Raw genomic sequence first — 24,440 nt, 5'->3', positions numbered from 1 at the left:
AGCGTCTGACCGCACCTCGTGAAGAGGGGCCCCGGATCACCGGGGCCCCTCTTCACGTGTCTGGGCACGAATCGTCTGCAGGTCAGGCCCGCTCGCAGACCAGGATCGCGGTGCCGGGGATGACCCGTCCCCGGGTGGCGCTCCAGCCGCCCCACGTGCGGGCGTGACCCTCCGGCCACTCCGGCTCCACCAGGTCCCGCAGCCGCAGGCCGGCCCGGTCCACGGCCCGGACCAGGTCCCCGAGGGTGCGGTGGTGCTCGGCGTACGCGGGGCGGCCGTCCTCGTCGTACTCCACGTACGCCCGGCGGTCCCAGTACGGCGTGCGCACGACGAGTCCGGACTCGCCCGGGTCGTCCGGGAAGCACCAGCGCACCGGGTGCGTGACGGACATGACCCAGCGGCCGCCGGGGACCAGGACCCGGGCCACCTCCGCCAGCAGCCGGTCGAGGTCGGCGACGAACTGCACCGCTCCGTACGACGAGAACGCCACGTCGAACGCCGCGGCGGCGAACGGGAGCCGGCGGGCATCGGCCAGCACCACGGGCACCCGGGTCCCGGTGCTGCGGTCCAGGGAGGCGGCGTGCCGCAGCTGCCCCGCGGACAGGTCCAGCCCGACCGGTCGGGCGCCGCGGCCGGCGAGCCAGCGGCTGCACTGCGCGGCCCCGCAGCCGACCTCGAGCACCCGCCGGCCCTCCGTGCGGCCCAGCAGACCGGCGTCGGCCTCGTCCAGCCCCTCGGGGCACCAGACGAAGCGGTCGGCCCCGAGGAAGTCGCCGTGCTCGGCCTGGTAGGCGTCGGCGTCGGAGTCCCAGTGCCGCCGGGCCGCGGCGACGCTGGAGTCCGGGTCGAGGGCCGCGCGGGCGACCCGTGGGTGGTTTGACCCCTGATCCGGCACGTCCGTATCCTGACGGGTGCGCCGTGGGTCCGCGCGCGTCTCAGACGGAGCAGGCCCGCGCCGTTCCTGTCGTTCCTCCGGCTACCACGTCCGCGTCAGACCCGGTCACACGGCACCGAACAGGGTCCGCGGCGCGCCCACGCACGACATCCATCCACCGGAGCAACGCACTCCATGACGTCCACCACCGAGACCACCACCGCTACCGAGAGCACCCTCGCCTCCGCGAGCGCCGCCGAGGCACCCGCTGCCCCCGTCCCGACCCCCCAGGTCGCCGTGAACGACATCGGCAGCACCGACGACTTCCTCGCCGCCATCGACGAGACGATCAAGTACTTCAACGACGGCGACATCGTCGAGGGCACCATCGTCAAGGTCGACCGCGACGAGGTCCTGCTCGACATCGGCTACAAGACCGAGGGCGTCATCCCCTCCCGCGAGCTGAGCATCAAGCACGATGTCGACCCCAACGAGGTCGTCGCCGTGGGCGACGAGGTCGAGGCCCTGGTCCTGCAGAAGGAGGACAAGGAGGGCCGGCTGATCCTGTCCAAGAAGCGCGCCCAGTACGAGCGCGCCTGGGGCACGATCGAGAAGATCAAGGACGAGGACGGCGTCGTCGAGGGCACCGTCATCGAGGTGGTCAAGGGCGGTCTGATCCTGGACATCGGCCTGCGCGGCTTCCTGCCCGCGTCGCTGGTCGAGATGCGCCGGGTCCGCGACCTGCAGCCGTACGTCGGCAAGACGATCGAGGCCAAGATCATCGAGCTCGACAAGAACCGCAACAACGTGGTCCTGTCGCGCCGCGCCTGGCTGGAGCAGACCCAGAGCGAGGTGCGCCAGAACTTCCTCACCCAGCTGCAGAAGGGCCAGATCCGCAACGGCGTGGTCTCGTCCATCGTCAACTTCGGCGCCTTCGTCGACCTCGGCGGGGTCGACGGCCTGGTGCACGTGTCCGAGCTGTCCTGGAAGCACATCGACCACCCGTCCGAGGTCGTCGAGGTCGGCCAGGAGGTCACGGTCGAGGTCCTGGACGTCGACATGGACCGCGAGCGGGTCTCGTTGTCGCTGAAGGCGACGCAGGAGGACCCGTGGCAGCAGTTCGCCCGGACCCACGCCATCGGCCAGGTCGTGCCCGGCAAGGTCACCAAGCTGGTGCCGTTCGGTGCGTTCGTCCGCGTGGACGAGGGCATCGAGGGCCTGGTGCACATCTCCGAGCTGGCCGAGCGCCACGTCGAGCTGCCCGAGCAGATCGTCCAGGTCAACGACGACATCTTCGTCAAGGTCATCGACATCGACCTGGAGCGCCGTCGCATCTCGCTGTCGCTGAAGCAGGCCAACGAGTCGACCTCCGGCGGTGTCGCCACCGACGAGTTCGACCCGTACCTGTACGGCATGGCGCCGGCGTTCGACGAGGCGGGCAACTACGTCGGTCCCGAGGGCTTCGACCCCGAGACCGGCGAGTGGAAGGACGGCTTCGAGGAGCAGCGCTCGGAGTGGGAGCGGCAGTACGCCGAGGCCCACGAGCGCTGGGAGGCCCACAAGAAGCAGATCGAGGAGGCCAAGGCCGCCGACCAGGCAGCGATGCTGGAGTCCGGCGAGACCCCCTCGAACTACTCCTCCGACGCCCCCGCGGCCGAGGGCACGCTCGCCTCGGACGAGGCGCTGCAGGCCCTGCGGGAGAAGCTCACCGGCGGCGAGTGACCTCACCCGCCGCGTTCCGACGGCCGGATCCCACGCCGGGGTCCGGCCGTCGGTGTCCTCGGGGTCCCACGGCACGACCCGATAGCGTCGGGCCGTGCTGCGCGTGGGGCTCACCGGCGGGATCGGGTCCGGGAAGAGCGAGGTCGCCCGCCGCCTGGCGGAGCTCGGTGCGGTCGTCGTCGACGCCGACGCGATCGCGCGGGAGATCGTGGAGCCGGGGCAGCCCGCGCTGGCGGAGATCCGCGCCGAGTTCGGCGACGCGGTGATGGCCCCGGACGGGTCGCTGGACCGGGCCGCGCTGGCGGCGGTCGTCTTCTCCGACGCCGAGCGGCTGGCGGCGCTCAACGCCATCACGCACCCTCGCATCGCGCAGCGCTCGGCGGCCCTGATCGCCGCGGCCCCGGCCGATGCCGTCGTGGTCTACGACATGCCGCTGCTGGTCGAGAACGGACTGACGGACGGCTGGGACCTCGTCGTCGTGGTCGACTGCCCGGACGAGGCCCGCGTCGACCGTCTCGTACGCGACCGGGGGATGGACCCGGACGACGCCCGGGCCCGGATCGCGGCCCAGGCGACCCGGGAGCAGCGGCTGGCGGCCGCCGACGTGGTGCTGGACAACGCGGGGACGCGCGACGCCCTGCGTGCGCAGGTCGACGCCCTGTGGGCCCGCCTGGTCCGCACCGCATCCCCCTGAGCCGGTACCCCCGGATCCGCACCTCCGACCCGTGCCCGCGGGCCCCGGCTCGTTGTGGTGCCGGTTGCGTGCGCTGTGGCGCACGCAACCGGCACCACAAACGAGGGGGGACGGGTGGCCGGCGGGCCGGCCGGAGGCGGCCGTCGGAGGGCCGCCGTACGGTGAGCCCATGGCCCGTCCCGTCACCGACCTGGTCCGCAAGGTCGCCCCGTTCGAGGTCGTCAGCGACTACCGGCCCTCCGGGGACCAGCCGGCCGCGATCGACGAGATCGCCCGCCGGATCGAGGGCGGCGCCCGCGACGTCGTCCTGCTCGGCGCCACCGGCACCGGCAAGTCCGCCACCACGGCGTGGCTGGTGGAGCGGCTGCAGCGGCCGACCCTGGTGATGGCGCCCAACAAGACCCTGGCGGCCCAGCTGGCCAACGAGTTCCGCGAGCTGCTGCCCCACAACGCGGTGGAGTACTTCGTCTCGTACTACGACTACTACCAGCCCGAGGCCTACATCCCGCAGACGGACACCTATATCGAGAAGGACTCCTCGATCAACGAGGAGGTCGAGCGGCTGCGGCACTCGGCGACCAACAGCCTGCTGACCCGGCGCGACGTCCTCGTGGTCGCCACCGTGTCCGCGATCTACGGCCTGGGGACGCCGCAGGAGTACGTCGACCGGATGGTCCGGCTGCGGGTGGGGGAGGAGGTCGAGCGGGACCGGATGCTGCGTCGCCTGGTCGAGATCCAGTACACCCGCAACGACCTGGCCTTCACCCGGGGCACGTTCCGGGTGCGCGGCGACACCATCGAGGTGTTCCCCGTCTACGAGGAGCACCCGGTCCGGATCGAGATGTTCGGCGACGAGATCGAGCGGCTGATGACGCTGCACCCGCTGACCGGCGAGGTGCTCACCGAGGACCCGGAGCTGTACGTGTTCCCGGCCTCCCACTACGTCGCCGGGCCGGAGCGGATGGAGCGCGCCATCGGCGGCATCGAGGCCGAGCTGGAGCAGCGGCTGGCCGAGATGGAGCGCCAGGGCCGGCTGCTGGAGGCCCAGCGGCTGCGGATGCGGACCACGTACGACGTGGAGATGATGCGCCAGGTCGGCAGCTGCTCCGGGATCGAGAACTACTCCCGCCACATCGACGGCCGGGCCCAGGGCACCCCGCCGAACTGCCTGCTCGACTACTTCCCCGAGGACTTCCTGCTCGTCATCGACGAGTCGCACGTCACCGTGTCCCAGATCGGCGGCATGTACGAGGGCGACATGTCCCGCAAGCGCACGCTGGTGGAGCACGGGTTCCGGCTGCCCAGCGCGATGGACAACCGGCCCCTGCGGTGGGAGGAGTTCACCGAACGGATCGGGCAGACCGTCTACCTGTCCGCCACCCCGGGCCCGTACGAGATGGGACGCGTCGGCGGCGACGTCGTGGAGCAGGTGATCCGGCCGACCGGGCTGGTCGACCCCGAGGTGGTGGTGAAGCCCACCAAGGGACAGATCGACGACCTCATCCACGAGATCCGGCTGCGGGAGGAGCGGCACGAGCGGGTGCTGGTCACCACCCTGACGAAGAAGATGTCGGAGGACCTCACCGACTACCTGCTCGAGCAGGGCATCCGGGTGCGCTACCTGCACTCCGAGGTCGACACCCTGCGTCGGGTCGAGCTGCTGCGGGAGCTGCGGATGGGGGAGTACGACGTCCTCGTCGGCATCAACCTGCTGCGGGAGGGCCTGGACCTGCCCGAGGTGTCGCTGGTGAGCATCCTGGACGCCGACAAGGAGGGCTTCCTGCGCTCGGGCACCAGCCTGATCCAGACCATCGGCCGCGCCGCCCGCAACGTGTCCGGCCAGGTGCACATGTACGCCGACACCGTGACGCCGTCGATGGCGGCCGCGATCGACGAGACCAACCGGCGGCGGGCCAAGCAGATCGCGTACAACGAGGAGCGCGGGGTCGACCCGCAGCCGCTGCGCAAGAAGATCGCCGACATCACCGACCTGATCGCGCGCGAGGACGCCGACACCGACGCGCTGCTCGGTGGCGGCGGGCGGCAGCAGAGCCGCGGTAAGGCGCCGGTCCCCGGGATGGGCTCGCGGCCGGAGGGCGGCGGGCGCCGGGCGGAGTCGCTGGCCGCTGCCGACCTGGCCTCGCTCATCCACGACCTCACCGACCAGATGCACTCGGCGGCGGCGGAGCTGCAGTTCGAGCTCGCGGCGCGCTACCGCGACGAGATCTCCGACCTCAAGCGGGAGTTGCGCGGGATGCGGGAGGCCGGCCAGGCGTAGCCCCGCCAGCACCGCCGGCACCCCCGCGGATGGGGGACCGACGGACCTGCAGGCGACTCCGGCGGAGGCTTCGCGGCGGCAGAAGCGGGGGTGGCGCGTGACAGGATGACCGGATGGACGTCCCCGGGTGGCTGTGGGCCGCCACCCTGCTCGGGCTGGTCGGGATCATCGTCCTCGACCTGCTGATCGTCGACAGCCGGCCGCACGTGTTCGGTCCGCGCGAGGCCACCCGGTGGGTGCTGTTCTACATCGCGCTCGCGCTCGCGTTCGGGGGCTTCGTCTGGGCGTGGGCCGGCTCCCAGTACGCGGGGGAGTTCTACGCCGGCTGGATCACCGAGTACTCGCTGTCCGTGGACAACCTGTTCGTCTTCATCGTGATCATGTCCACGTTCGCGGTGCCGGCCGAGCACCAGCACCGGGTCTTGCTCGTCGGGGTCGTGATCGCCCTGATCCTGCGCGCCGTCCTCATCGCCCTCGGCGCGGCCGCCATCCAGCGGTTCGCGGTGACGTTCTACCTGTTCGGGGCGCTGCTCATCGCGACCGCGATCCAGCTGCTGCGGCACCGCAACGAGTCGCCCGAACCCAGCAGCAACCCACTGCTGCGGCTGGCGGAGCGCGTCATCCCCACCACCCGGGAGTACCACGGCACCCAGCTCACCGCCCGCATCGACGGCCGCCGGGTCGCGACCCCGATGCTGCTGGTGATGATCGCGATCGGCACGACCGACGTGCTGTTCGCGCTGGACTCCATCCCGGCGATCTTCGGCCTGACCCAGGAGCCGTACCTGGTGTTCATCGCCAACGCATTCGCGCTGATGGGCCTGCGCCAGCTGTTCTTCCTCGTCCGCGGGCTGCTGGACCGGCTGATCTACCTGTCCGTCGGACTGGCGATCATCCTCGCGTTCATCGGGGTCAAGCTGATCCTCGAGGCGATGCACCGGACGACCGACCTGCACGTCCCGACGATCCCGATCGTCTGGTCGCTGGCGGTCATCGTGACCGTGCTGGCGGTCACGACCGTGGTCAGCCTGGCGGCGGTGCGGCGCGACCCGTCCCTGGTCGGGACCACCGGCTCGGCCGCCGACGCGGAGCGCGAGGCCGACGAACTCGCCGGGGAGGATCTGCAGCACCTCCTCCCGGAGGAAGGTCCGGAGGAACACCGGTAGCGTACTTCCGGTAACCGGGCGCCCGACCCGGCCCGAGCCGGAGGCACCCGCGTTGGACGTCACCCTGACCGTGTGGGCGGTCACCGTGGGCGCGGTCCTGGGGCTGATCGCCCTGGACTTCTTCACCGTCAGCAAGAACCCGCACGAGGTCTCCATGAAGGAGGCCACCTGGTGGTCGGTGTTCTACATCGGGATCGCCATCGCGTGGGGCGGCCTGATCTGGTGGTACGCCGGGTCCCAGTACGGCGTGGAGTACTACGCCGGGTGGCTGGTCGAGAAATCGCTGTCGGTGGACAACCTCTTCGTCTTCGTGATCATCCTGTCGCGCTTCGCGGTGCCGACGATCTACTACCAGAAGGTCCTGCTGTTCGGGATCCTGTTCGCCCTGGTGCTGCGCAGCATCTTCATCGCCGTCGGCGCCGCGATGCTGGCGTACTTCTCCTGGACGTTCCTGCTGTTCGGCGCGGTGCTGATCTGGACCGCGGTCCAGCTGGCCCGACATCGCAACGAGGATCCCGACGTCGAGGACAACAAGCTGGTGTCGTTCGCCCGGCGACGGCTGCCGATGGCCGACGACTGGCACGGCGGCCGCCTCAGCGTGAAGGTCGACGGCCGCCGGCTGCTCACCCCGCTGTTCCTGGTGATGATCGCCATCGCGTCCACGGACATCCTGTTCGCGCTGGACTCGATCCCCGCCGTGTACGGGATCACGTCGGAGCCCTACATCGTCTTCGCCGCCAACGCCTTCGCCCTGCTCGGCCTGCGCGCCCTGTTCTTCCTGCTCCGGGGCCTGCTGGACAAGATCGTCTACCTGTCCATCGGGCTGGCCGTCATCCTCGGCTTCATCGGCATCAAGCTGATCCTGACCTACCTGCACGAGCAGTGGCCCGACGTCTTCCCCAAGATCCCGACGGCCGCGTCGCTGGCCTTCATCGTGCTCGTGCTGGTCGTCGCGTCGGTGGCCAGCTGGCTCAAGGTGCGCCAGGACCCGGCCGCGAAGGCGCACGCCGGCGCGATGCGGGCCTCGAAGCACAAGGGCGAGCCCATGCCCGAGGCCGACTCCTGACCGCGCGCCCCGTCGAGTGCTCGCGCGTGGGGTTCCAGGACCGTCCTGCAACCCCCATCCGCGAGCACTCGACGGGAGGACGGCTAGGGTGCTCGGCGATCCTGGAGGTGAGGCGTGGTCGAGGTCGGCCTGATCACGACGGCCGTGGTGCTGGCGCTGTTCGGCGTCGCGCTGGCGGCGCTGGGGATGTCCAGCGAGCGGGCGTACTGGTCCCAGCGGGACCCCCGCGGCAACGCGCGCGCGGAGGCGACCCGGTTCTCGGCCATCGCCCGGCGGGCGTTCCCGATCGCCGTCAGCGACGACCGGGCACCGCTGCGGATCGTGGCGATCGGCGTGGTGCTCATCTGGGTCGCCCTCGCCTTCGCGATCGCCGCGCTGGTCTTCTGGGTCGTGTAGGCACACGGAACGCTCGCGCGCGATGACGCGATGAGGCCGCCAGTCCCGTCCTCCGACCGGGGCCGCCTCGTGCTGGTGCTCGGCGGTACGGCCGTCGTCGTCCTGCTCGCCGTGCTGGTCTGGGCGTGGCTGCGCGAGCAGCCGGTGCCCGGTCCGACGGCGCCGCTCGACGCCGCGGGGCCGGTGCTGCTGGTTCCGGGGTACGGCGGCGGCACCGACGGCGTGGACCAGCTGGCCGCGGCCCTTCGGGCGTCGGGCCGTCAGGCCGAGGTCGTGCCGATCGGCGACGGCACCGGGGACATCCGGGCCTACGCCGCCACCGTGCTGGACCGCGCGCGAGCGGCGGTCGCCGCCGGCGCCCCGTCGGTGGACCTGGTCGGCTTCTCCATGGGCGGACTGGTGGTGCGCGCCGCCGCCACGGACCCGGACGCGGGCGGCCTGGTGCGCCGGGTGGCGACCATCTCCTCGCCCCACGACGGGACGGCGGCGGCCGCGCTCGGGGGTCTGCTCGGCCAGTGCCCGACCGCGTGCCAGCAGATGCAGCCGGGCTCGGACCTGCTCGACTCCCTGCCCGGAGCCTCGGCCGCCGACCGCTGGCTGAGCGTGTGGAGCGCCAGCGACGAGGTGATCCGCCCCGCGGACAGCTCGGTGCTGGCCGGGGCGACCGACGTACTGCTCCAGAGCGTGTGCCCCGGCGACGTCGCCCATTCCGGGATGGTCACCTCGCCCCAGGTCGCCGCACTGGTCGGCGGCTTCCTGGCGACCGGGACCGCGCCCGCCACCTGCCCGGCCGGATGACTACGCTGCGCGGGTGATCTTCACCCTGATCGTCATCGGCATCGTGCTCGTCGTGGTCCTCGTGGCCGTGGGGGTGCGGACGATGCGCGGCCGCTGACCACCGGCCCGACCCCGCTCGGCGCGCGACCGCGACCCTGGCCGTCGTACGGTCGACACAGCCGTGACGGGAGGTAGTCACATGCGTACGTTCCGAGCACACCGAGTCGCGTCCCTGGCTGCGGTCGGGCTGGCCGTCGCCCTGGTCGGCACGACCCCGGCCGCCGCGACGACGAACGTCTGGATCCAACTCAACGCGAAGGGGCTGGCCAAGACCGTCGTCCACCGGTCGGAGATCCCGACCTGGTTCGGACCCGTGGGGCCGAACCAGGCGACGGGCGCCGGCGGGGGTGGCACCCAGGAGCAGGTGTGCTGGAACGTCCGGTACGACGTGCGGACTCCCAGCGGCGGCGGGAGCATCTTCGACCTCGGCAGGCGACACGACCTGCAGTCATCCGTGCTCCAGTTCGCCTCCGTCGCCAAGGCCGAGGCGTCGTGGGCCGACCTGGCCCGGCGGCTGCGGGCCTGCTCCGGCTCGGGAACGTTCCGGGACGGCGACGAGCTGGTCCGCTACACCCAGTCGGTGCGGACGCTGCCGCCGATGTACGGCGTCGCGGGATACCTGGTGACCTTCTACACCGTCAGCGAGAACCCCCGGTCGGAGGCGGGCCCGGGGGGCTGGGTGGTCGCCCTGCGCCAGGTGGGCAACGCCGTCCTCGAGGTGCGGATCGGCGAGGACCTGCCACGGTCGACGAGGACCCCGCCCACCACGGTTCCGGTGGCGACGACGAGCACGGTCGAGGTGCTGGTGAACCGGTCGACCTACCGCTACCGCCACCTCGCCTACCAGTCGCTGTAGCCGACCGCCGCTACCAGCCGCGGTCGCGCCACTCCTGCAGGTGCGGCCGCTCGGCGCCCAGCGTGGTGTCGTTGCCGTGGCCGGGGTAGACCCAGGTCTCGTCCGGCAGCACGGCGAACAGCTTGCTCACCACGCCCTCGTACAGGCTGGCGAAACACTCGGCGTCGTCCCAGGTGTTGCCGACGCCGCCGGGGAACAGGCAGTCGCCGGTGAACAGGTGCGGATGGCCCTCCGGGTCGTCGTACACCAGGGCGATGGACCCCGGCGTGTGGCCGACCAGGTGGACCGCGCGCAGCGCGACGTCGCCCACGCTCACCGCGTCGCCGTCCTCGACGTAGACGTCGGTCGGCACCGGGATCGCCGCAGCGTCGATCGGGTGGGCCATCGTGCGGGCGCCGGTCGCGGCCACCACGTCGGCGAGCGCCTGCCAGTGGTCGGCGTGCTGATGCGTGGTGAGCACCGCGTCCAGCCCGTCGTCGCCGATGACGTCGAGCAACCGTTCGGGCTCGGCCGCGGCGTCGATCAGCAGCTGCCGCCCGGTGCGCCGGCAGCGCAGCAGGTAGGCATTGTTGTCGAACGAACCCACCGCGACCTTGGTGACGACCAGGTGCGGCAGCTCCCGCACGTCGGCAGGGCCGCCGACGGTCACGTTGCCGGTGTACGTCATCGCGCCTCCAGGTCGCGGGCCGGGGGGGTCAGACCCAGGTGGGGGACGGGGGGACCGGTCCGGGCGGGGTGCGGTGCAAGCCGGGACCGATGCCGCGACCGACCAGCCAGGCCAGCAGCTGGCCGGCCGGGCCGTGGAGGTCCGTGGTCCCGTGGCCCACCTGCCAGGCCCAGCCACCGGAGTCGACCAGTTCGCGCACGCCCACGTCCCGGGACGCCCGGGCCTGCGGGGCGAGCAGCTCCATCGAGAGGTGGACGAAGTCGTCCGGCCAGTCGTCGGGGGAGTAGCCGACGTCGAGGTCGACGTGGTGGATCTCGACCTCGCGCCGCCGGAGTACGGGGATCTCGGCGGCCTCGAGCGACGCCCCGCTCAGCAACGTCATCTCCACGCCCAGTGCCCCGGCGTCCAGCGTGCCGAGTGCCTCGTCCAGCCGCTCGGACGACTCGCGCAGGTCGGCGACCAGGGCCGCCGCCGAGCGCCCGGCCCCGGAGTCGATGTCGGCCGTGCGCGCCTCGGGGGAGGCGTACATGGGAGTCTCGACCCCGGTCCGAGCCCACGTGACGAGGCTCCCGAGGCCGTCCGCATTGCGGGCCAGATGGGTGAGTACGTGCCCCCGCGACCACCCCGGCAGGACCGACGGAGCCCGGCAGTCGTCGTCGCTGAGGGTCTCCGCGGTGGCGAGGAGCGCCCGGGTGCTCTCCCGCAACGACGCCCGCGCGTCGGCGAAGAGGAGCGGCCGGGTGTCGTCCGGGCCGAGCGGGGTCACCATGGGCGACACCCTAGGCCGCACGCCGATCTCGGGTGGAGGTGACCGGCCTCACAGCTCGTGGTGGTTCGAGGGCGTCGCGGGGCGGGCAGGACCCCCAGGTCATGCCTCGTACCGCCATGCCCGCCGACACCCGACCCGCCCGTCCACGGCGCGGGTGGGGCGCCCTGCTGCGCTCGCCGTTCCTGCGTCTGACCCTGCTCGCGGCCACGGCCGTCACGGTCGCCTGGACGATCGCCTCCCAGCTCCCGCTGGTCTCCGCCCTGGTGGCGTCGATCACCGCGCTCATCGCGCTGCGCCCGACCTTCCACGACTCCTTGAAGGAGACCGTCCGCCAGGTCGTCGGAACGATCATCGGCGCCGGCGCGGCCGCGGCCCTGGTCATGACGGTCGGGATGTCCCCGCTGGCGCTGTTCGCGGCCGTGGTCGCGTCGTTCGTCGCGGGACGGCTGATGCGGCTGGGCGACGAGGGCGCGACGACCATCGCGATCACCGTGCTGCTGGTCGCCTCCGTGAACGTGGACGGCAGCCAGGTCGAGGCCCGGTTCCTCGGCGTGGTGCTGGGGTCCGCGGTCGGCCTGGCCGCGTCCTGGTTCACCCGGCCCGGCACCCCGACCACGCGGGCCCTCAACGACTCCGTACGCCACGCCGACCGGCTCGCGGACCTGCTCACCGAGGTGTCGACGGCCCTGGCCGGGGTGTCCGAGGGCACCCGGGTGGACCCCGAGGACGTGGCCGGGTGGCGCGCCGAGGCCGCTCGCATCGGGCGCGGACTCGCCGACACCCGCGAGGAGGCGGAGGACGCGGTCCGCGCCGCCCGGTGGGCGCCCGGTATCCGCCGCGCCGAGGCCGAGCAGGTACTAGCGCAGGTCCGGATCCACGAGGCCACGGCAGCCACCGTCGTCGGCATGTGCCGCGACCTGCAGGTGGCGCTGGAGGACGACGAGCGCCTGCCCACCCCCGTGGCGCAGCCTCTGTCCCAGGTGTTCGCGGCCGCCGCGGAGGCGATCACCCGGCAGGCCGGGTCGGCCCGCGAGCACCCGGCCGAGCCGCTGCCCGCCGACCAGACCGCCGTGCAGGCGCTGGCCGGGGCGTCGCAGGACGCCCGGCACCGGCTGCGCGAGGTGGACCGGACCGCACCGCTGCTGCTGGGCGGGTCGCTGCTCGCCGACGGCGAGGAGATCTCCCGCCTGCTCACCGGCCGCTGACGCGGGCCGATCCCGCGAGTGCTCGCCCGTGGGGGTTCCGGGACCGTCCCGGAACCCCCACGCGCGAGCACTCAACGCGGAGGGGCCTGGTCCGCAGCGGCGGGGGCCACCTCGACCCGGTCGCGGCCGGCGGCCTTGGCCGCGTACAGCGCCGCGTCGGCCCGGGCCACCAACGACTCCGGTGGCTCGTGGCCGTCCCACTCGGCCAGCCCGACGGACACCGTCGCCGGCGCGGGGGTGGCCCGGCGCAGCCGCTCCAGCACGCCCCGGGCCTCGCCCAGCCCGCACCCGGGCAGCAGGACTCCGAACTCCTCGCCGCCGTACCGCGCCAGCACGTCGTCGCCGCGCAGCTGCCGACGCCAGGCCGACGCGGCATCGCGGAGCAGCGCGTCCCCGGCCTGGTGGCCGCGCTCGTCGTTCCAGGCCTTGAAGTGGTCCAGGTCGAGCATGGCCAGGCACAACAGGGGCGAGCCGGGGGCATCGTCGGGGGCTCCCTCCGCCGGCGGCCGCACCCAGTCGGAGACGAGCCGGTCCCACTCGCGTCGATTGGGGACACCGGTGAGCGCATCGAGACGGGCCCGCGACTCCAGCCGCCGCACCGCACGTTCGCGGTGCATCGCCAGACCGGCCTCGCTGGCGAGCGCCCAGACCGAGTCCGCGACCCGTGCCGGTACCGCGGTTCCCGGCGCCCTCCACCCCACCCCCAGCACGGCGACCACCTGGCCCTCGTGCCGGATCGGCTCGTACAGCAGCCCGCGCAGGCCCTCCTGCTGCGCCAGCCCCGCCGACGCCCGCGGGTCCCGCAGCGCGTCCACGATCTGCAGCCGCCGTCCGGTCGTGAACGCCCGGGCCACGGCGGAATCCACCGGCTCGAGCGGCACCGCCAGGTCCCCCAGGGACAGCCCGTCCTCGGTGGTCACCACCAGCACCCCGTCCCGGGGCTCGAAAATGGCGGCGACGTCGGCGCCCGCGACCCGGCGCGCCTCCCGGCACACGGTCGTGCGGACGTCGGCGCCCTCCTGCGCCCGGTGCAGGACCTGCACCACGGTGGCCAGGTCCTCGCGCGCGGCCTCCAGCTCCCGCTGCGCCACCTCCAGGTCGGTGATGTCGTGTACGACGAGGACGAACTCGGCGGCATGCCCCAGGTCGTCGGTCACCGCCCCGAGGTCCAGGCGCGCCCACACCTCGCGCGTCCCGGTGCCGACACGGGCCGTCACACCCCCGACCGCGCGGTCGTCGGTGTCCCATCGGTCCGCTGAGAGAAGCCCGTCTCCCATCGCGTCCGGATCGGCGGGGTTGCCGAACCCCACCGCGGCGGTCAGGGCCCGCATCGCCGCCGGACCGAGGATGTCGTCGGGGCCCAGCCGCCCCACGGCCTCGGCCTCACTCACGCCCAGGATGTCCTGCGCGGCGCGGTTCAGGCCGGTCACCACCCCGTCCGACGACCACATCACGACCGCGGTGTCGCGGGAGGTGTCGAGGACCCGGCGCAGCCGGCGGTGCGCCCGGCTCTCCGCCGCCCGGCGCCGACGCACCTCGCCGACCAGCTGGTGGGTGGCCGCTCCCAGGGACCCCGCCACCAGCGTGACGACGATGGTGGACGCGACCGCGGAGCCCCAGGACACCTCGGGCTCGGGCACCAGCGCCGGCATCATGAGTGCGACCGGAACCGCCGCCACGACCAGCGCCAGCTGTGCCGCGGTACCGAAGAGCGCGAGCCAGAACACCGGCAGCAGCACGATCGCGACCGCCCCCGCGGGCTCGCTCCCGACGGCCACGAGCAACAGGCCCACCGTGAGCACCACGGCCAGCGACAGCAGCGTGGGGGCCCAACCGGGCAGCCGGTGCCAGGGCAGGAGGACGGCCGCCAGCGCCGAGGCGAGGGTGAGCCCCGCGGCCAGCCAGGCGAACCCGGTGCGCTCCACCCCGGTCAGCGCCACGAGGACTCCGGCGACGCCGGCCACCGCGAACGGCAGGTTGCGCAGCGCTGGTACGCGGCCGGACGGGGAGTCCGGGGCCCCGTTGCCGCTCACACCCGCGAGTCTGACGCCTGCCCGGGGGTCTGTCAGCAGGTCCCCGGGCCCTCCTCGGCCACCGCCGGGAAGCCGATGTCGGACCCGGTGGTTAGCCTGTCCGCGGGCACGTTCGGATGCCCCAGCCCCGCCGACCGTCGCCCCGCCGCACAGCCGGCACGCACCGAGGAGACCCGTGGCCGACCGACTCGTCGTCCGTGGTGCCCGCGAGCACAACCTCAAGGACGTCTCGCTGGACCTGCCCCGCGACGCCCTGATCGTGTTTACCGGCCTGTCCGGGTCCGGCAAGTCCAGCCTCGCCTTCGACACGATCTTCGCCGAGGGGCAGCGTCGCTACGTCGAGAGCCTGTCCGCGTACGCCCGCCAGTTCCTCGGCCAGATGGACAAGCCCGACGTCGACTTCATCGAGGGCCTGTCGCCGGCGGTGTCGATCGACCAGAAGTCCACCTCCCGCAACCCGCGGTCCACCGTGGGCACCATCACCGAGGTCTACGACTACCTGCGGCTGCTGTACGCCCGGATCGGCAAGCCGCACTGCCCGGTGTGCGGCCGCCCGATCTCCCGCCAGACGCCGCAGCAGATCGTGGACCGGGTGCTGGAGCTGGACGAGGGCACCCGGTTCCAGGTGCTGGCGCCCGTGGTGCGCGAGCGCAAGGGGGAGTACGTCGACCTGTTCCGCCAGCTGCAGACCCAGGGCTACAGCCGGGCCCGGGTCGACGGCGTGGTGCACTCGCTGGCCGAGCCTCCGACGCTGAAGAAGCAGGAGAAGCACACCATCGAGGTGGTCGTGGACCGCCTGGCGGTCAAGCGGGCGGCGAAGCAGCGCCTCACCGACTCGGTCGAGACCGCGCTCCGGTTGTCCGGCGGGCTCGTGACGCTGGACTTCGTCGACCTGCCCGAGGACGACCCGCACCGCGAACGGGTCTTCAGCGAGCACCTGGCCTGCCTGTACGACGACCTGTCGTTCGAGGAGCTGGAGCCGCGGTCGTTCTCCTTCAACTCCCCGTTCGGGGCCTGTCCGGACTGCCACGGCCTGGGCACCCGGATGGAGGTCGACCCCGAGCTGGTGGTCCCGGACCCCGACCTCAGTCTCGCCGGCGGCGCGGTGGCGCCGTGGTCCGCCGGGCACACCTCGGACTACTTCGGCCGGCTGCTCGAGGCGCTGTGCGACGAGATGGGCGTCGACGTGCAGACCCCGTGGCGGGACCTGCCCGCCAAGGTCCGCAGGGCCGTCCTGAACGGGCACCCGACCCAGGTGCACGTCCGCTATCGCAACCGCTACGGCCGGGAGCGGTCGTACTACACGTCCTTCGAGGGCGTCATCCCGTTCGTCCAGCGCCGGCACGGCGAGGCGGAGAGCGACGCGAGCCGGGAGCGGTTCGAGGGCTACATGCGCGAGGTGCCGTGTCCCGCCTGCGGCGGCGCCCGGCTCAAGCCGGTGTCGCTGGCGGTCACCGTGGGAGGCCGGAGCATCGCCGAGGTGGCCGCGCTGCCGATCGGCGAGTGCGCGGAGTTCCTCACCGGGCTGGAGCTCAGCGACCGCGACCGGCACATCGCCGAGCGGGTGCTCAAGGAGGTGCACGAGCGGCTGCGCTTCCTCATCGACGTCGGGCTGCACTACCTGACCCTGGACCGGGCCGCGGGCACGTTGGCCGGCGGAGAGGCGCAGCGGATCCGGCTGGCGACCCAGATCGGCTCCGGCCTGGTCGGCGTGCTCTACGTCCTCGACGAGCCGTCGATCGGGCTGCACCAGCGCGACAACCGCCGGCTGATCGAGACGCTGGTCCGCCTGCGCGACCTGGGCAACACGCTGATCGTGGTGGAGCACGACGAGGACACCATCCGCACCGCGGACTGGGTGGTGGACATCGGGCCCGGCGCTGGTGAGCACGGCGGCCAGGTGGTCGTCAGCGGTCCGGTCGAGGAGCTGCTGGGCAGCGACCACTCGATCACCGGTCACTACCTGTCCGGCCGGAGGTCGATCGACCTGCCGACCGTGCGCCGGCCGCCGACGCCCGGCCGCTCCCTGGTGGTGGAAGGCGCGCGCGAGCACAACCTGCGCGACATCACGGTGGAGTTCCCCCTCGGGTGCTTCGTCGCCGTCACCGGCGTCAGTGGGTCGGGGAAGTCGACCCTGGTCAACGACGTCCTCTACACCGTCCTCGCCCGCGAGCTCAACGGCGCCCGCGGCGTCGCCGGCCGGCACACCCGCGTGCACGGGCTCGAGCACGTGGACAAGGTCGTCCACGTCGACCAGAGCCCGATCGGCCGGACCCCCCGGTCCAACCCGGCGACCTACACCGGAGTCTTCGACCACATCCGCCGGCTGTTCGCGGAGACCCAGGAGGCGAAGGTCCGCGGCTACCTGCCGGGCCGCTTCTCGTTCAACGTCAAGGGCGGCCGGTGCGAGGCCTGCTCCGGCGACGGCACGATCAAGATCGAGATGAACTTCCTCCCGGACGTCTACGTCCCGTGCGAGGTCTGCCACGGCGCGCGCTACAACCGCGAGACGCTGGAGGTGCACTACAAGGGCCGGACCATCGCCGAGGTCCTCGACATGCCGATCGAGGAGGCGCTGGAGTTCTTCGAGCCGGTGCCGGCCATCGCCCGGCACCTGCGCACCCTGGTCGACGTGGGCCTGGGCTACGTACGCATGGGCCAGCCGGCGCCGACGCTGTCCGGCGGCGAGGCCCAGCGGGTGAAGCTGGCCTCGGAGCTGCAGAAGAGGTCCACGGGGCGCACCGTCTACGTGCTGGACGAGCCCACCACGGGGCTGCACTTCGAGGACATCCGCAAGCTGCTCGGGGTGCTCCAGTCGCTGGTCGACAAGGGCAACACGGTGCTGGTCATCGAGCACAACCTCGACGTCATCAAGACCGCCGACTGGGTGGTGGACCTCGGGCCCGAGGGAGGGTCCGGCGGGGGCGGGGTGGTGGCGGAGGGAACTCCGGAGCAGGTGGCCGACGTCGCTACCAGTCACACGGGGGCGTTCCTCCGCGAGATCCTCGGCACCCCGACGTCGGCGCCGACGACCCGCTCCACCGGCGCCACCAGCACGAAGGGCACCGCCGCGAAGGGCACGAGCGCGAGGAACGGCACCGCGAAGCGCAGCACGGCGACGCGCACGAGCACGAAGGGCACGCGTACGAAGGGCACGAGCACGAAGGGCACGAGCACGAGCACGACGGGCACCGGCAGCACCGGTGCCCGTACCGGTCGCCGCACGCGGCCGGTCGCCTGACCGGAACGTCGCCCGGACACCCGTCCGCGGCGCAGGACGCCCCAGGAGGAGCCATGACCCGACCCCTCACCGACGACCCCGGCGCTGATCAGCCAGCCAGCGCGCACCCGGCCAGCGCGCACCCGGCGCACCCCGTCACGGTGCCCGCGCCCGAGGGCCGCCCCCTGAGCCGCCGGCACGTCCTGGCAGCGGCGGGCGCGGTGGGCGCCGCCGGCGTCCTGGCGGCCTGCTCGTCCGGCTCGTCCGACGCCGGCGCCACCAGTGCGGCGGCCACCTCGAGCGCCGCGGAGACGAGCGCGGCCCCGGAGTCGTCCTCGGCCCAGCCGACCGAGACCTCGGGTGGCGGGGGCGGCGAGGCGATCGCGGCAACCGCCGACGTGCCCGTGGAGGGCGGCGTCATCGTCGAGTCCCCGGCGCCCATCGTGGTGACCCAGCCGGCCTCCGGGGACTTCAAGGCGTTCACCGCGATCTGCCCGCACCAGGGCTGCACGGTCAACGAGGTCGCGGCCAACGAGATCATCTGCCCCTGCCACGGCTCCAAGTTCTCCGCGAGCGACGGCGCCGTGCTGCAGGGTCCGGCGACCACGGGCCTAGCGCCCGTCGACGTGGCCGTGGACGGGTCCAACGTCGTCCTGACGTAGGCTCCACCGGCGCCTGTCGGACCCCCGGCGGCGGACGGGAGGAGTGCGGATGCCTCGGTCGCGCCCGCGAGCTCTCGCAGGCGTCGTCGGGGCCTTCGTGGCCGCGCTGCTGCTGGCCGGCTGCGGGTCGAGCGCCGCGTCGCCCGCCGGTGACGGTGCGGCGCCTGCGTCGTCGGCGACTGCAGCCACGGTCGAGAGCCCGCCGGAGGCCTCGCCGACGACACCGTCCGAGCCTCCGTACGACGGCCCGGTGCTGGCTATCGGCGACTCCGTGATGCTCGGGGCCGACCCGTGCCTGGCCGCCCGCGGCATCACGGTGGACGCGGACGAGAGCCGCTCGTACTGGGGCGTCTACGACGTGCTGGACGCGGCGCTCGCGGCCGGCACCCTGCCGGACCGGGTCGTCCTGCACACCGGCACCAACGGCGAGTTCGGCTCCGAGGTCTTCGCGAACCTGATGGAGCGGGTCGGCGACCGCGAGGCGTACTGGGTGACGATCCACCTGCCCGACGAGGAGCGCTACGCCTTCGCGGACGGCCTCAACGCGTTCCTCGCCGACGAGGTGGGCCGCTACCCCAACGCCCACCTGATCGACTGGGACGCCGCGGTCGCCGAGCACACCGGCAAGCCCTGGCTGTACGACGACCAAATCCACCTCACCCCGGCCGGCTGCAAGGCCTTCGCCCGCCTCGTCGACACCGCGGTCCGCGCGCCCCTCGCCGCTGCGGTCGGCGCGCCCGTCGACGACGGGGCCGTCAGCCCGGCCCCTTAGTCTGGGCCGGTGGCCGACCCCGCCCGCTATCGGCCGGCGCCGGGCTCCATCCCCGACGAGCCCGGCGTCTACCGCTTCCGTGACGAGCACGGCCGGGTGCTGTACGTCGGCAAGGCGAAGAGCCTGCGCAGCCGGCTGTCCTCGTACTTCCAGGACCTGGCCGCGCTGCACCCGCGGACGCAGTCGATGGTGACCAGCGCGGCGGGCGTCGACTGGGTCGTGGTCGCCAACGAGGTCGAGGCGCTGCAGCTGGAGTACTCCTGGATCAAGGAGTTCGACCCGCGGTTCAACGTGAAGTACCGCGACGACAAGTCCTACCCGTTCCTCGCCGTCACGGTGGGGGAGGAGTACCCGCGGGTCACGGTGATGCGCGGCGCCAAGCGGAAGGGGGTGCGCTACTTCGGTCCGTACGCCCACGCCTGGGCCATCCGGGAGACGGTCGACCTGCTGCTGCGGGTGTTCCCGGTGCGCACCTGCAGCAGCGGGGTGTTCCGCCGCGCCGGGCAGGTCGGCCGGCCGTGCCTGCTGGGCTACATCGGCAAGTGCAGCGCCCCCTGCGTCGGTCGGGTGAGCGCGGAGCAGCACCGCGAGCTGGTCGACGACTTCTGCACCTTCATGGCCGGGCACACGGCTGCCTATACGCGGCGGCTGGAGCGCGAGATGCGCGCGGCCTCCGACGCGCTGGACTTCGAGCGGGCGGCGCGGCTGCGGGACGACCTCGGCGCCCTCCACCGGGCTCTGGAGAAGAACGCCGTCGTACTCGGCGACGGCACGGACGCGGACGTGCTCGCGCTTGCCGACGACCCGCTGGAGGCGGCCGTCCAGGTGTTCCACGTCCGAGACGGGCGGGTCCGGGGTCAGCGCGGGTTCGTGGTGGAGAAGGTCGAGGACGTCGACCTCTCGGGGCTCGTGGAGCACCTGCTGCAGCAGCTGTACGGCGCCGAGTCCGGCGATGCCCTCCCGCGGGAGGTGCTGGTTCCGGTGCTGCCGCCGGACGCCGAGAGTGCCTCGGCCTGGCTGTCGGGGCTACGGGGCTCGCGGGTGGACCTGCGGGTCCCGCGCCGGGGGGACAAGCGGGCCCTGCTGGAGACGGTGGCGCGCAATGCCCAGCAGACGCTGGCCCTGCACAAGACCCGCCGGGCCGGGGACCTGACGACGCGCAGCCGCGCACTGCAGGAGGTGCAGGAGGCGCTGGACCTGCGCGAGGCGCCGCTGCGGATCGAGTGCATCGATGTGTCCAACCTGCAGGGCACGGACGTCGTGGCCTCCCTGGTGGTGTTCGAGGACGGCCTGCCGCGCAAGAGCGACTACCGCCGGTTCACCATCGCGGGGGTCGAGGGGCAGGACGACGTCCGCAGCATCGAGGAGGTCGTGACCCGGCGGTTCCGGCGCTACCTGGAGGAGCGCGGCGAGGCCGGGGACGTCGAGCTGTCCGGGGACGTCGAGCCGTCGCGGGAGAGCTCGACCGGACACGCCACCGAGGACGCCGGTGCCCCTCCCGCGGCCGCGTACGGCATCGACCCGACGACCGGCCGCCCGCGGCGGTTCGCATACCCACCGCAGCTCCTGGTCGTCGACGGCGGGCCGCCCCAGGTGGCCGCTGCCGTGCGCGCACTGGACGGGCTCGGGATCGACGACGTCGCGGTCTGCGGCCTGGCGAAGCGGCTGGAGGAGGTCTGGCTGCCGGGCGACCCGGACCCGGTGGTCCTCCCGCGCACGTCCGAGGGCCTGTACCTGCTGCAGCGGGTCCGCGACGAGGCGCACCGGTTCGCCCTGGCGCACCACCGGCAGCGGCGCTCCGCCCGGCTGACCCGCAGCGTCCTCGACGACGTCCCCGGCCTCGGGGAGACCCGGCGCAAGGCGCTGCTGCGCCACTTCGGCTCGCTGAAGCGGCTGCGCGCCGCGGACGCCGAGCAGATCGCCGAGGTCCCGGGGATCGGCCCGGCGACGGCCGCCGCGGTGGTCGCCGCGCTGGCGGCCGACCGGCCCGCCCCGTCGGTCAACATGGCCACCGGCGAGATCCTCGACCCGGACCAGCCGGCGAACGAGGATGATGGCGGCGAGGGTCGCCGCATCAGCGGCGACGGCGGCAGCGACGACGACCAGAACCACGACCACACGCACGACGACGTGGACGCACCGGCCCCGGGGGAGGCGGCGTCCGTCCCGGGAGGCCCCCCGTGAGCGACAGTCCCGCAGCCGAGTCCCCCCGCGAGACCGGGGCCCCGATCGAGCTCGCGCTCGTCACCGGGATGTCCGGCGCGGGGCGCTCCACCGCTGCCCGCGCGCTGGAGGACCAGGGCTGGTTCGTCGTCGACAACCTGCCGCCCGCGTTGCTGCCGCGGGTGGTGGAGCTGGTGACCGCGGACCCCGAGATCCACCGGCTGGCCGTGGTCGTGGACGTTCGCGGGGGCTCCTTCTTCGACGACTGCCAGCGGGCCCTGTCGGACCTCCGGGCGCGCGGCATGGACGTCCGGGTGCTGTTCCTGGAGGCGTCCGACGAGGCGCTGGTGCGCCGGTTCGAGTCCAGCCGACGGCCGCACCCGCTGCAGGGCGGGGGGCGGATCCTCGACGGCCTGCGCAACGAGCGGGAGGTGCTGGCCGACCTGCGCGGCCAGGCCGACCTGGTCATCGACACGACGTCACTCAACGTCCACGACCTACGGCGCAAGATCGAGGCCGCGTTCCGCGACGAGGACCGGGTCCGGCTGCGTGCGACGGTGATGTCGTTCGGGTTCAAGTACGGGCTCCCGGTGGACGCCGACATCGTCGCGGACGTGCGGTTCCTGCCCAACCCGCACTGGGAGCCGGAGCTGCGCCCGCTGACCGGCCGGGATGCCCCTGTCAACGACTTCGTCGTGGCGCTGCCCGAGGCCCGCGAGTTCCTCGACCGCTACGCCGCGCTGCTGGACCTGGTATCCGACGGCTACCTGCGCGAGGGCAAGCGCTACGTCACCGTCGCCATCGGCTGCACGGGCGGGAAGCACCGCAGCGTGGCCATGGCGGAGAACCTGGCGGCCCGGCTGGTGAAGTCCGGGGTGGAGACGCTGGTGGTCCACCGGGACCTGGGGCGCGAATGAGCCTGCGCCGGGAGACCGCCGCCCAGGGGTCCGGGCCGCGGGTGGTGGCCCTCGGCGGCGGACACGGCCTGGCGGCGACGCTGCGCGCGCTGCGCCGCGTCACCGACCGGCTCACCGCCGTCGTCGGCGTCGCCGACGACGGCGGGTCCAGCGGGCGGCTCCGTCGCGAGCTCGGGGTCCTCCCGCCCGGCGACCTGCGGATGGCGCTGGCCGCGCTCTGCGGGGACGACGCGTGGGGGCGTACCTGGAGCCAGGTCGTGCAGCACCGCTTCACCGGGGACGGGGAGCTGCACGGCCACGCGCTGGGCAACCTGCTCATCGCCGCGTTGTGGCAGGAGACCGGCGACGAGGTGAAGGGCCTGGACTGGGTCGCCGCCCTGCTCGGGGCGCACGGTCGGGTGCTGCCGCTGTCCCGGGTGCCGCTGGAGATCGTCGCCGACGTCCTCGGACACGACCAGGCCCGCCCGACGGAGGTGACCGAGGTGCGCGGCCAGGTGGAGGTGGCCACGACCCCGGGCGACGTGCTCGCGCTGCGGATCGAGCCGGCGGCGCCCCCGGGGTGCGAGGAGGCCGTCGCGGCCGTGCGGGAGGCAGACGCGGTCGTGCTCGGTCCGGGGTCGTGGTTCACCAGCGTGCTGCCCCACCTGCTCGTGCCGGACGTGGCCGAGGCGATCCGGGCGACGGGCGGGCGCCGGGTCCTGGTGCTGAACCTCGGCGCCCAGCCGGGGGAGACCGACGGCTACGAGCCGGAGACCCACCTGGAGGTCTGGCAGGAGCACTTCGGGGACATCCCGCTGGACCTGGTCCTGGCGGACGAGCGGCACGTCGCGGACCCGGCCGGACTGGAAGCCGCCTGTGCCCCGCTGGGGGCCAGCCTGGTCCTGGACCGGGTGGCCGCGATGCCCGAGCCGGGTGAGGTCGTCACGACCCGGCACGATCCGGACCTGCTCGCGGCCGCGTTCGGTGCCCTGCTCGGACGTGGCAGGATCGCGCCATGGCGATGACGGCGGCGGTCAAGGACGAGCTCAGCCACCTCGACGTCACCAAGCCCTGCTGCCGCAAGGCCGAGGTGTCCGCCATGCTCCGGTTCGCCGGCGGCCTGCACATCGTGGCCGGCAAGATCGTCATCGAGGCCGAGCTGGACACCGGCGCGGCCGCCCGGCGGCTGCGCAAGGACATCGCCGACGTGTTCGCCCGCTCCAGCGACCTGGCCGTCATCCACCCCAGCGGGCTGCGCAAGGGCAACCGCTACGTGGTCCGCGTGGTCGAGGGCGGCGAGCAGCTGGCCCGACAGACCGGACTCGTCGACGGCAGCGGCCGGCCGGTCCGCGGCCTGCCCCCGTCCGTGGTCAACGGCGCGCTGTGCGACGCCGAGGCCGCCTGGCGGGGGGCGTTCCTCGCGCACGGGTCCCTCACCGAGCCGGGTCGGTCGTCCTCGCTGGAGGTGACCTGCCCGGGTCCGGAGGCGGCGCTGGCGCTGGTGGGCGCGGCCCGGCGACTCGGCATCCCCGCCAAGGCGCGCGAGGTCCGCGGCGTCGACCGGGTCGTGGTCCGCGACGGCGACGCCATCGGGGCCCTGCTCACCCGTATCGGGGCGCACGACTCGGTGCTGGCGTGGGAGGAGCGCCGGATGCGCCGGGAGGTGCGGGCGACGGCCAACCGGCTGGCCAACTTCGACGACGCCAACCTGCGCCGCTCCGCCCGCGCGGCCGTCGCCGCCGGTGCCCGGGTCCAGCGGGCGCTGGAGATCCTCGGCGACGACGTGCCGGACCACCTGGCCGAGGCCGGGCGACTGCGGGTGGAGCACAAGCAGGCCAGCCTCGAGGAGCTCGGGGCCCTGGCCGACCCGCCGATGACCAAGGACGCGATCGCCGGCCGGATCCGCCGGCTGCTGGCGCTGGCGGACCGGCGCGCCGGGGAGCTCGGCATTCCCAGCACCGAGTCCGTGCTCGGCCCGGACCTGCTGCTGCCCTGACCGGGGCCTCGCCCCTTACCCGCCGTCGGCCCCCCGCACACCGGACCGAGGTCACCTCATCACGGGGCTTCCGCGGTGGGTGCCCCGCGACGGGGTCCGATAGGGTCGTGCACGACCTCACGCCGGCCTGACCGGCCGGCCGGACACGACCGCCGGCGACCCGTCGGC

The 24,440-nt window shown here is 73.3% G+C and carries 20 protein-coding genes; 16 read left to right on the top strand and 4 right to left on the bottom strand.

The annotated features are described in order from the left end of the window. Nucleotides 1-82 precede the first annotated feature (82 nt). Entirely contained in the window at nt 83-895 is an 813-nt protein-coding gene (locus tag R2737_11330; GenBank protein ID MEZ5116850.1) for a methyltransferase domain-containing protein, read from the bottom strand. Between the two features lie 174 nt (nt 896-1,069). On the opposite strand from R2737_11330, the gene rpsA reads away from it, so the two are divergent. The 8 genes from rpsA (at nt 1,070) to R2737_11290 (ending at nt 9,889) form a co-directional block, all read left to right on the top strand. Then, nucleotides 1,070-2,596, top strand: coding sequence for a 30S ribosomal protein S1 (gene rpsA / locus R2737_11325; GenBank protein MEZ5116849.1), 1,527 nt, complete (start codon nt 1,070-1,072; stop codon nt 2,594-2,596). Between the two features lie 94 nt (nt 2,597-2,690). Next, on the top strand, nt 2,691-3,290 hold the full coding sequence (gene coaE / locus R2737_11320) for a dephospho-CoA kinase (protein ID MEZ5116848.1): 600 nt from the start codon (nt 2,691-2,693) through the stop codon (nt 3,288-3,290). A 169-nt stretch (nt 3,291-3,459) separates the two neighbouring features. After that, complete coding sequence (gene uvrB / locus R2737_11315; protein MEZ5116847.1) at nt 3,460-5,568, top strand: excinuclease ABC subunit UvrB; 2,109 nt, start codon at nt 3,460-3,462, stop codon at nt 5,566-5,568. Nucleotides 5,569-5,681: 113 nt separating this feature from the next. Beyond that, nucleotides 5,682-6,734, top strand: a complete 1,053-nt coding sequence (locus R2737_11310; protein ID MEZ5116846.1) for a TerC family protein — start codon at nt 5,682-5,684, stop codon at nt 6,732-6,734. Nucleotides 6,735-6,786: 52 nt separating this feature from the next. After that, a complete protein-coding gene (locus tag R2737_11305; protein ID MEZ5116845.1) occupies nt 6,787-7,800 on the top strand; it encodes a TerC family protein in 1,014 nt (337 codons plus the stop codon). A gap of 114 nt (nt 7,801-7,914) precedes the next feature. Next, the gene (locus R2737_11300; protein MEZ5116844.1) at nt 7,915-8,196 is read left to right on the top strand and encodes a hypothetical protein; all 282 of its coding nucleotides are present in this window, start codon (nt 7,915-7,917) and stop codon (nt 8,194-8,196) included. Between the two features lie 30 nt (nt 8,197-8,226). After that, nucleotides 8,227-8,994 carry a hypothetical protein gene (locus R2737_11295; GenBank protein ID MEZ5116843.1) on the top strand — a complete coding sequence of 256 codons (768 nt, stop codon included), beginning with the start codon at nt 8,227-8,229 and terminating at the stop codon, nt 8,992-8,994. A 178-nt stretch (nt 8,995-9,172) separates the two neighbouring features. Continuing rightward, nucleotides 9,173-9,889, top strand: a complete 717-nt coding sequence (locus R2737_11290) for a sensor domain-containing protein (GenBank protein MEZ5116842.1) — start codon at nt 9,173-9,175, stop codon at nt 9,887-9,889. Between the two features lie 10 nt (nt 9,890-9,899). Here R2737_11290 and R2737_11285 read toward each other — a convergent pair whose 3' ends face one another. Continuing rightward, nucleotides 9,900-10,556 carry an MBL fold metallo-hydrolase gene (locus R2737_11285; protein ID MEZ5116841.1) on the bottom strand — a complete coding sequence of 219 codons (657 nt, stop codon included), beginning with the start codon at nt 10,554-10,556 and terminating at the stop codon, nt 9,900-9,902. A gap of 28 nt (nt 10,557-10,584) precedes the next feature. Further along, nucleotides 10,585-11,325: a maleylpyruvate isomerase family mycothiol-dependent enzyme gene (locus R2737_11280; GenBank protein ID MEZ5116840.1), complete on the bottom strand. Its 741-nt coding sequence runs from the start codon at nt 11,323-11,325 to the stop codon at nt 10,585-10,587. Nucleotides 11,326-11,441: 116 nt separating this feature from the next. Between R2737_11280 and R2737_11275 the strand changes: the two genes are divergently transcribed. Further along, nucleotides 11,442-12,530: an aromatic acid exporter family protein gene (locus tag R2737_11275; protein ID MEZ5116839.1), complete on the top strand. Its 1,089-nt coding sequence runs from the start codon at nt 11,442-11,444 to the stop codon at nt 12,528-12,530. A 71-nt stretch (nt 12,531-12,601) separates the two neighbouring features. Here R2737_11275 and R2737_11270 read toward each other — a convergent pair whose 3' ends face one another. Beyond that, nucleotides 12,602-14,563 carry a diguanylate cyclase gene (locus R2737_11270; protein ID MEZ5116838.1) on the bottom strand — a complete coding sequence of 654 codons (1,962 nt, stop codon included), beginning with the start codon at nt 14,561-14,563 and terminating at the stop codon, nt 12,602-12,604. A gap of 175 nt (nt 14,564-14,738) precedes the next feature. On the opposite strand from R2737_11270, the gene uvrA reads away from it, so the two are divergent. Genes uvrA through whiA form a run of 7 tightly spaced genes read left to right on the top strand, consistent with a single transcriptional unit; the run spans nt 14,739 to nt 24,272 of the window. Next, nucleotides 14,739-17,804 carry an excinuclease ABC subunit UvrA gene (gene uvrA, locus R2737_11265; protein MEZ5116837.1) on the top strand — a complete coding sequence of 1,022 codons (3,066 nt, stop codon included), beginning with the start codon at nt 14,739-14,741 and terminating at the stop codon, nt 17,802-17,804. A gap of 53 nt (nt 17,805-17,857) precedes the next feature. Then, nucleotides 17,858-18,445 carry a Rieske (2Fe-2S) protein gene (locus R2737_11260; protein ID MEZ5116836.1) on the top strand — a complete coding sequence of 196 codons (588 nt, stop codon included), beginning with the start codon at nt 17,858-17,860 and terminating at the stop codon, nt 18,443-18,445. A gap of 49 nt (nt 18,446-18,494) precedes the next feature. Then, nucleotides 18,495-19,217 (top strand): hypothetical protein, encoded by a 723-nt coding sequence (locus tag R2737_11255; GenBank protein ID MEZ5116835.1) that lies wholly within the window; start codon nt 18,495-18,497, stop codon nt 19,215-19,217. Nucleotides 19,218-19,226: 9 nt separating this feature from the next. Next, nucleotides 19,227-21,401, top strand: a complete 2,175-nt coding sequence (gene uvrC, locus R2737_11250; GenBank protein ID MEZ5116834.1) for an excinuclease ABC subunit UvrC — start codon at nt 19,227-19,229, stop codon at nt 21,399-21,401. Then, complete coding sequence (gene rapZ, locus R2737_11245) at nt 21,398-22,297, top strand: RNase adapter RapZ (protein MEZ5116833.1); 900 nt, start codon at nt 21,398-21,400, stop codon at nt 22,295-22,297. The genes uvrC and rapZ overlap by 4 nt, the downstream gene beginning before the upstream one ends. Next, nucleotides 22,294-23,301 carry a uridine diphosphate-N-acetylglucosamine-binding protein YvcK gene (gene yvcK / locus R2737_11240; protein ID MEZ5116832.1) on the top strand — a complete coding sequence of 336 codons (1,008 nt, stop codon included), beginning with the start codon at nt 22,294-22,296 and terminating at the stop codon, nt 23,299-23,301. The genes rapZ and yvcK overlap by 4 nt, the downstream gene beginning before the upstream one ends. Then, the gene (gene whiA, locus R2737_11235; protein ID MEZ5116831.1) at nt 23,292-24,272 is read left to right on the top strand and encodes a DNA-binding protein WhiA; all 981 of its coding nucleotides are present in this window, start codon (nt 23,292-23,294) and stop codon (nt 24,270-24,272) included. Before yvcK ends, whiA begins: the two co-directional genes overlap by 10 nt. Nucleotides 24,273-24,440 lie beyond the last annotated feature (168 nt).

Source organism: Candidatus Nanopelagicales bacterium (assembly GCA_041393815.1).
In the GTDB taxonomy this organism is placed as follows: domain Bacteria; phylum Actinomycetota; class Actinomycetes; order S36-B12; family JAWKJK01; genus JAWKJK01.
Note: the sequence above shows the minus strand (reverse complement) of the source record. Positions and strands in the feature narration are given on the sequence as shown.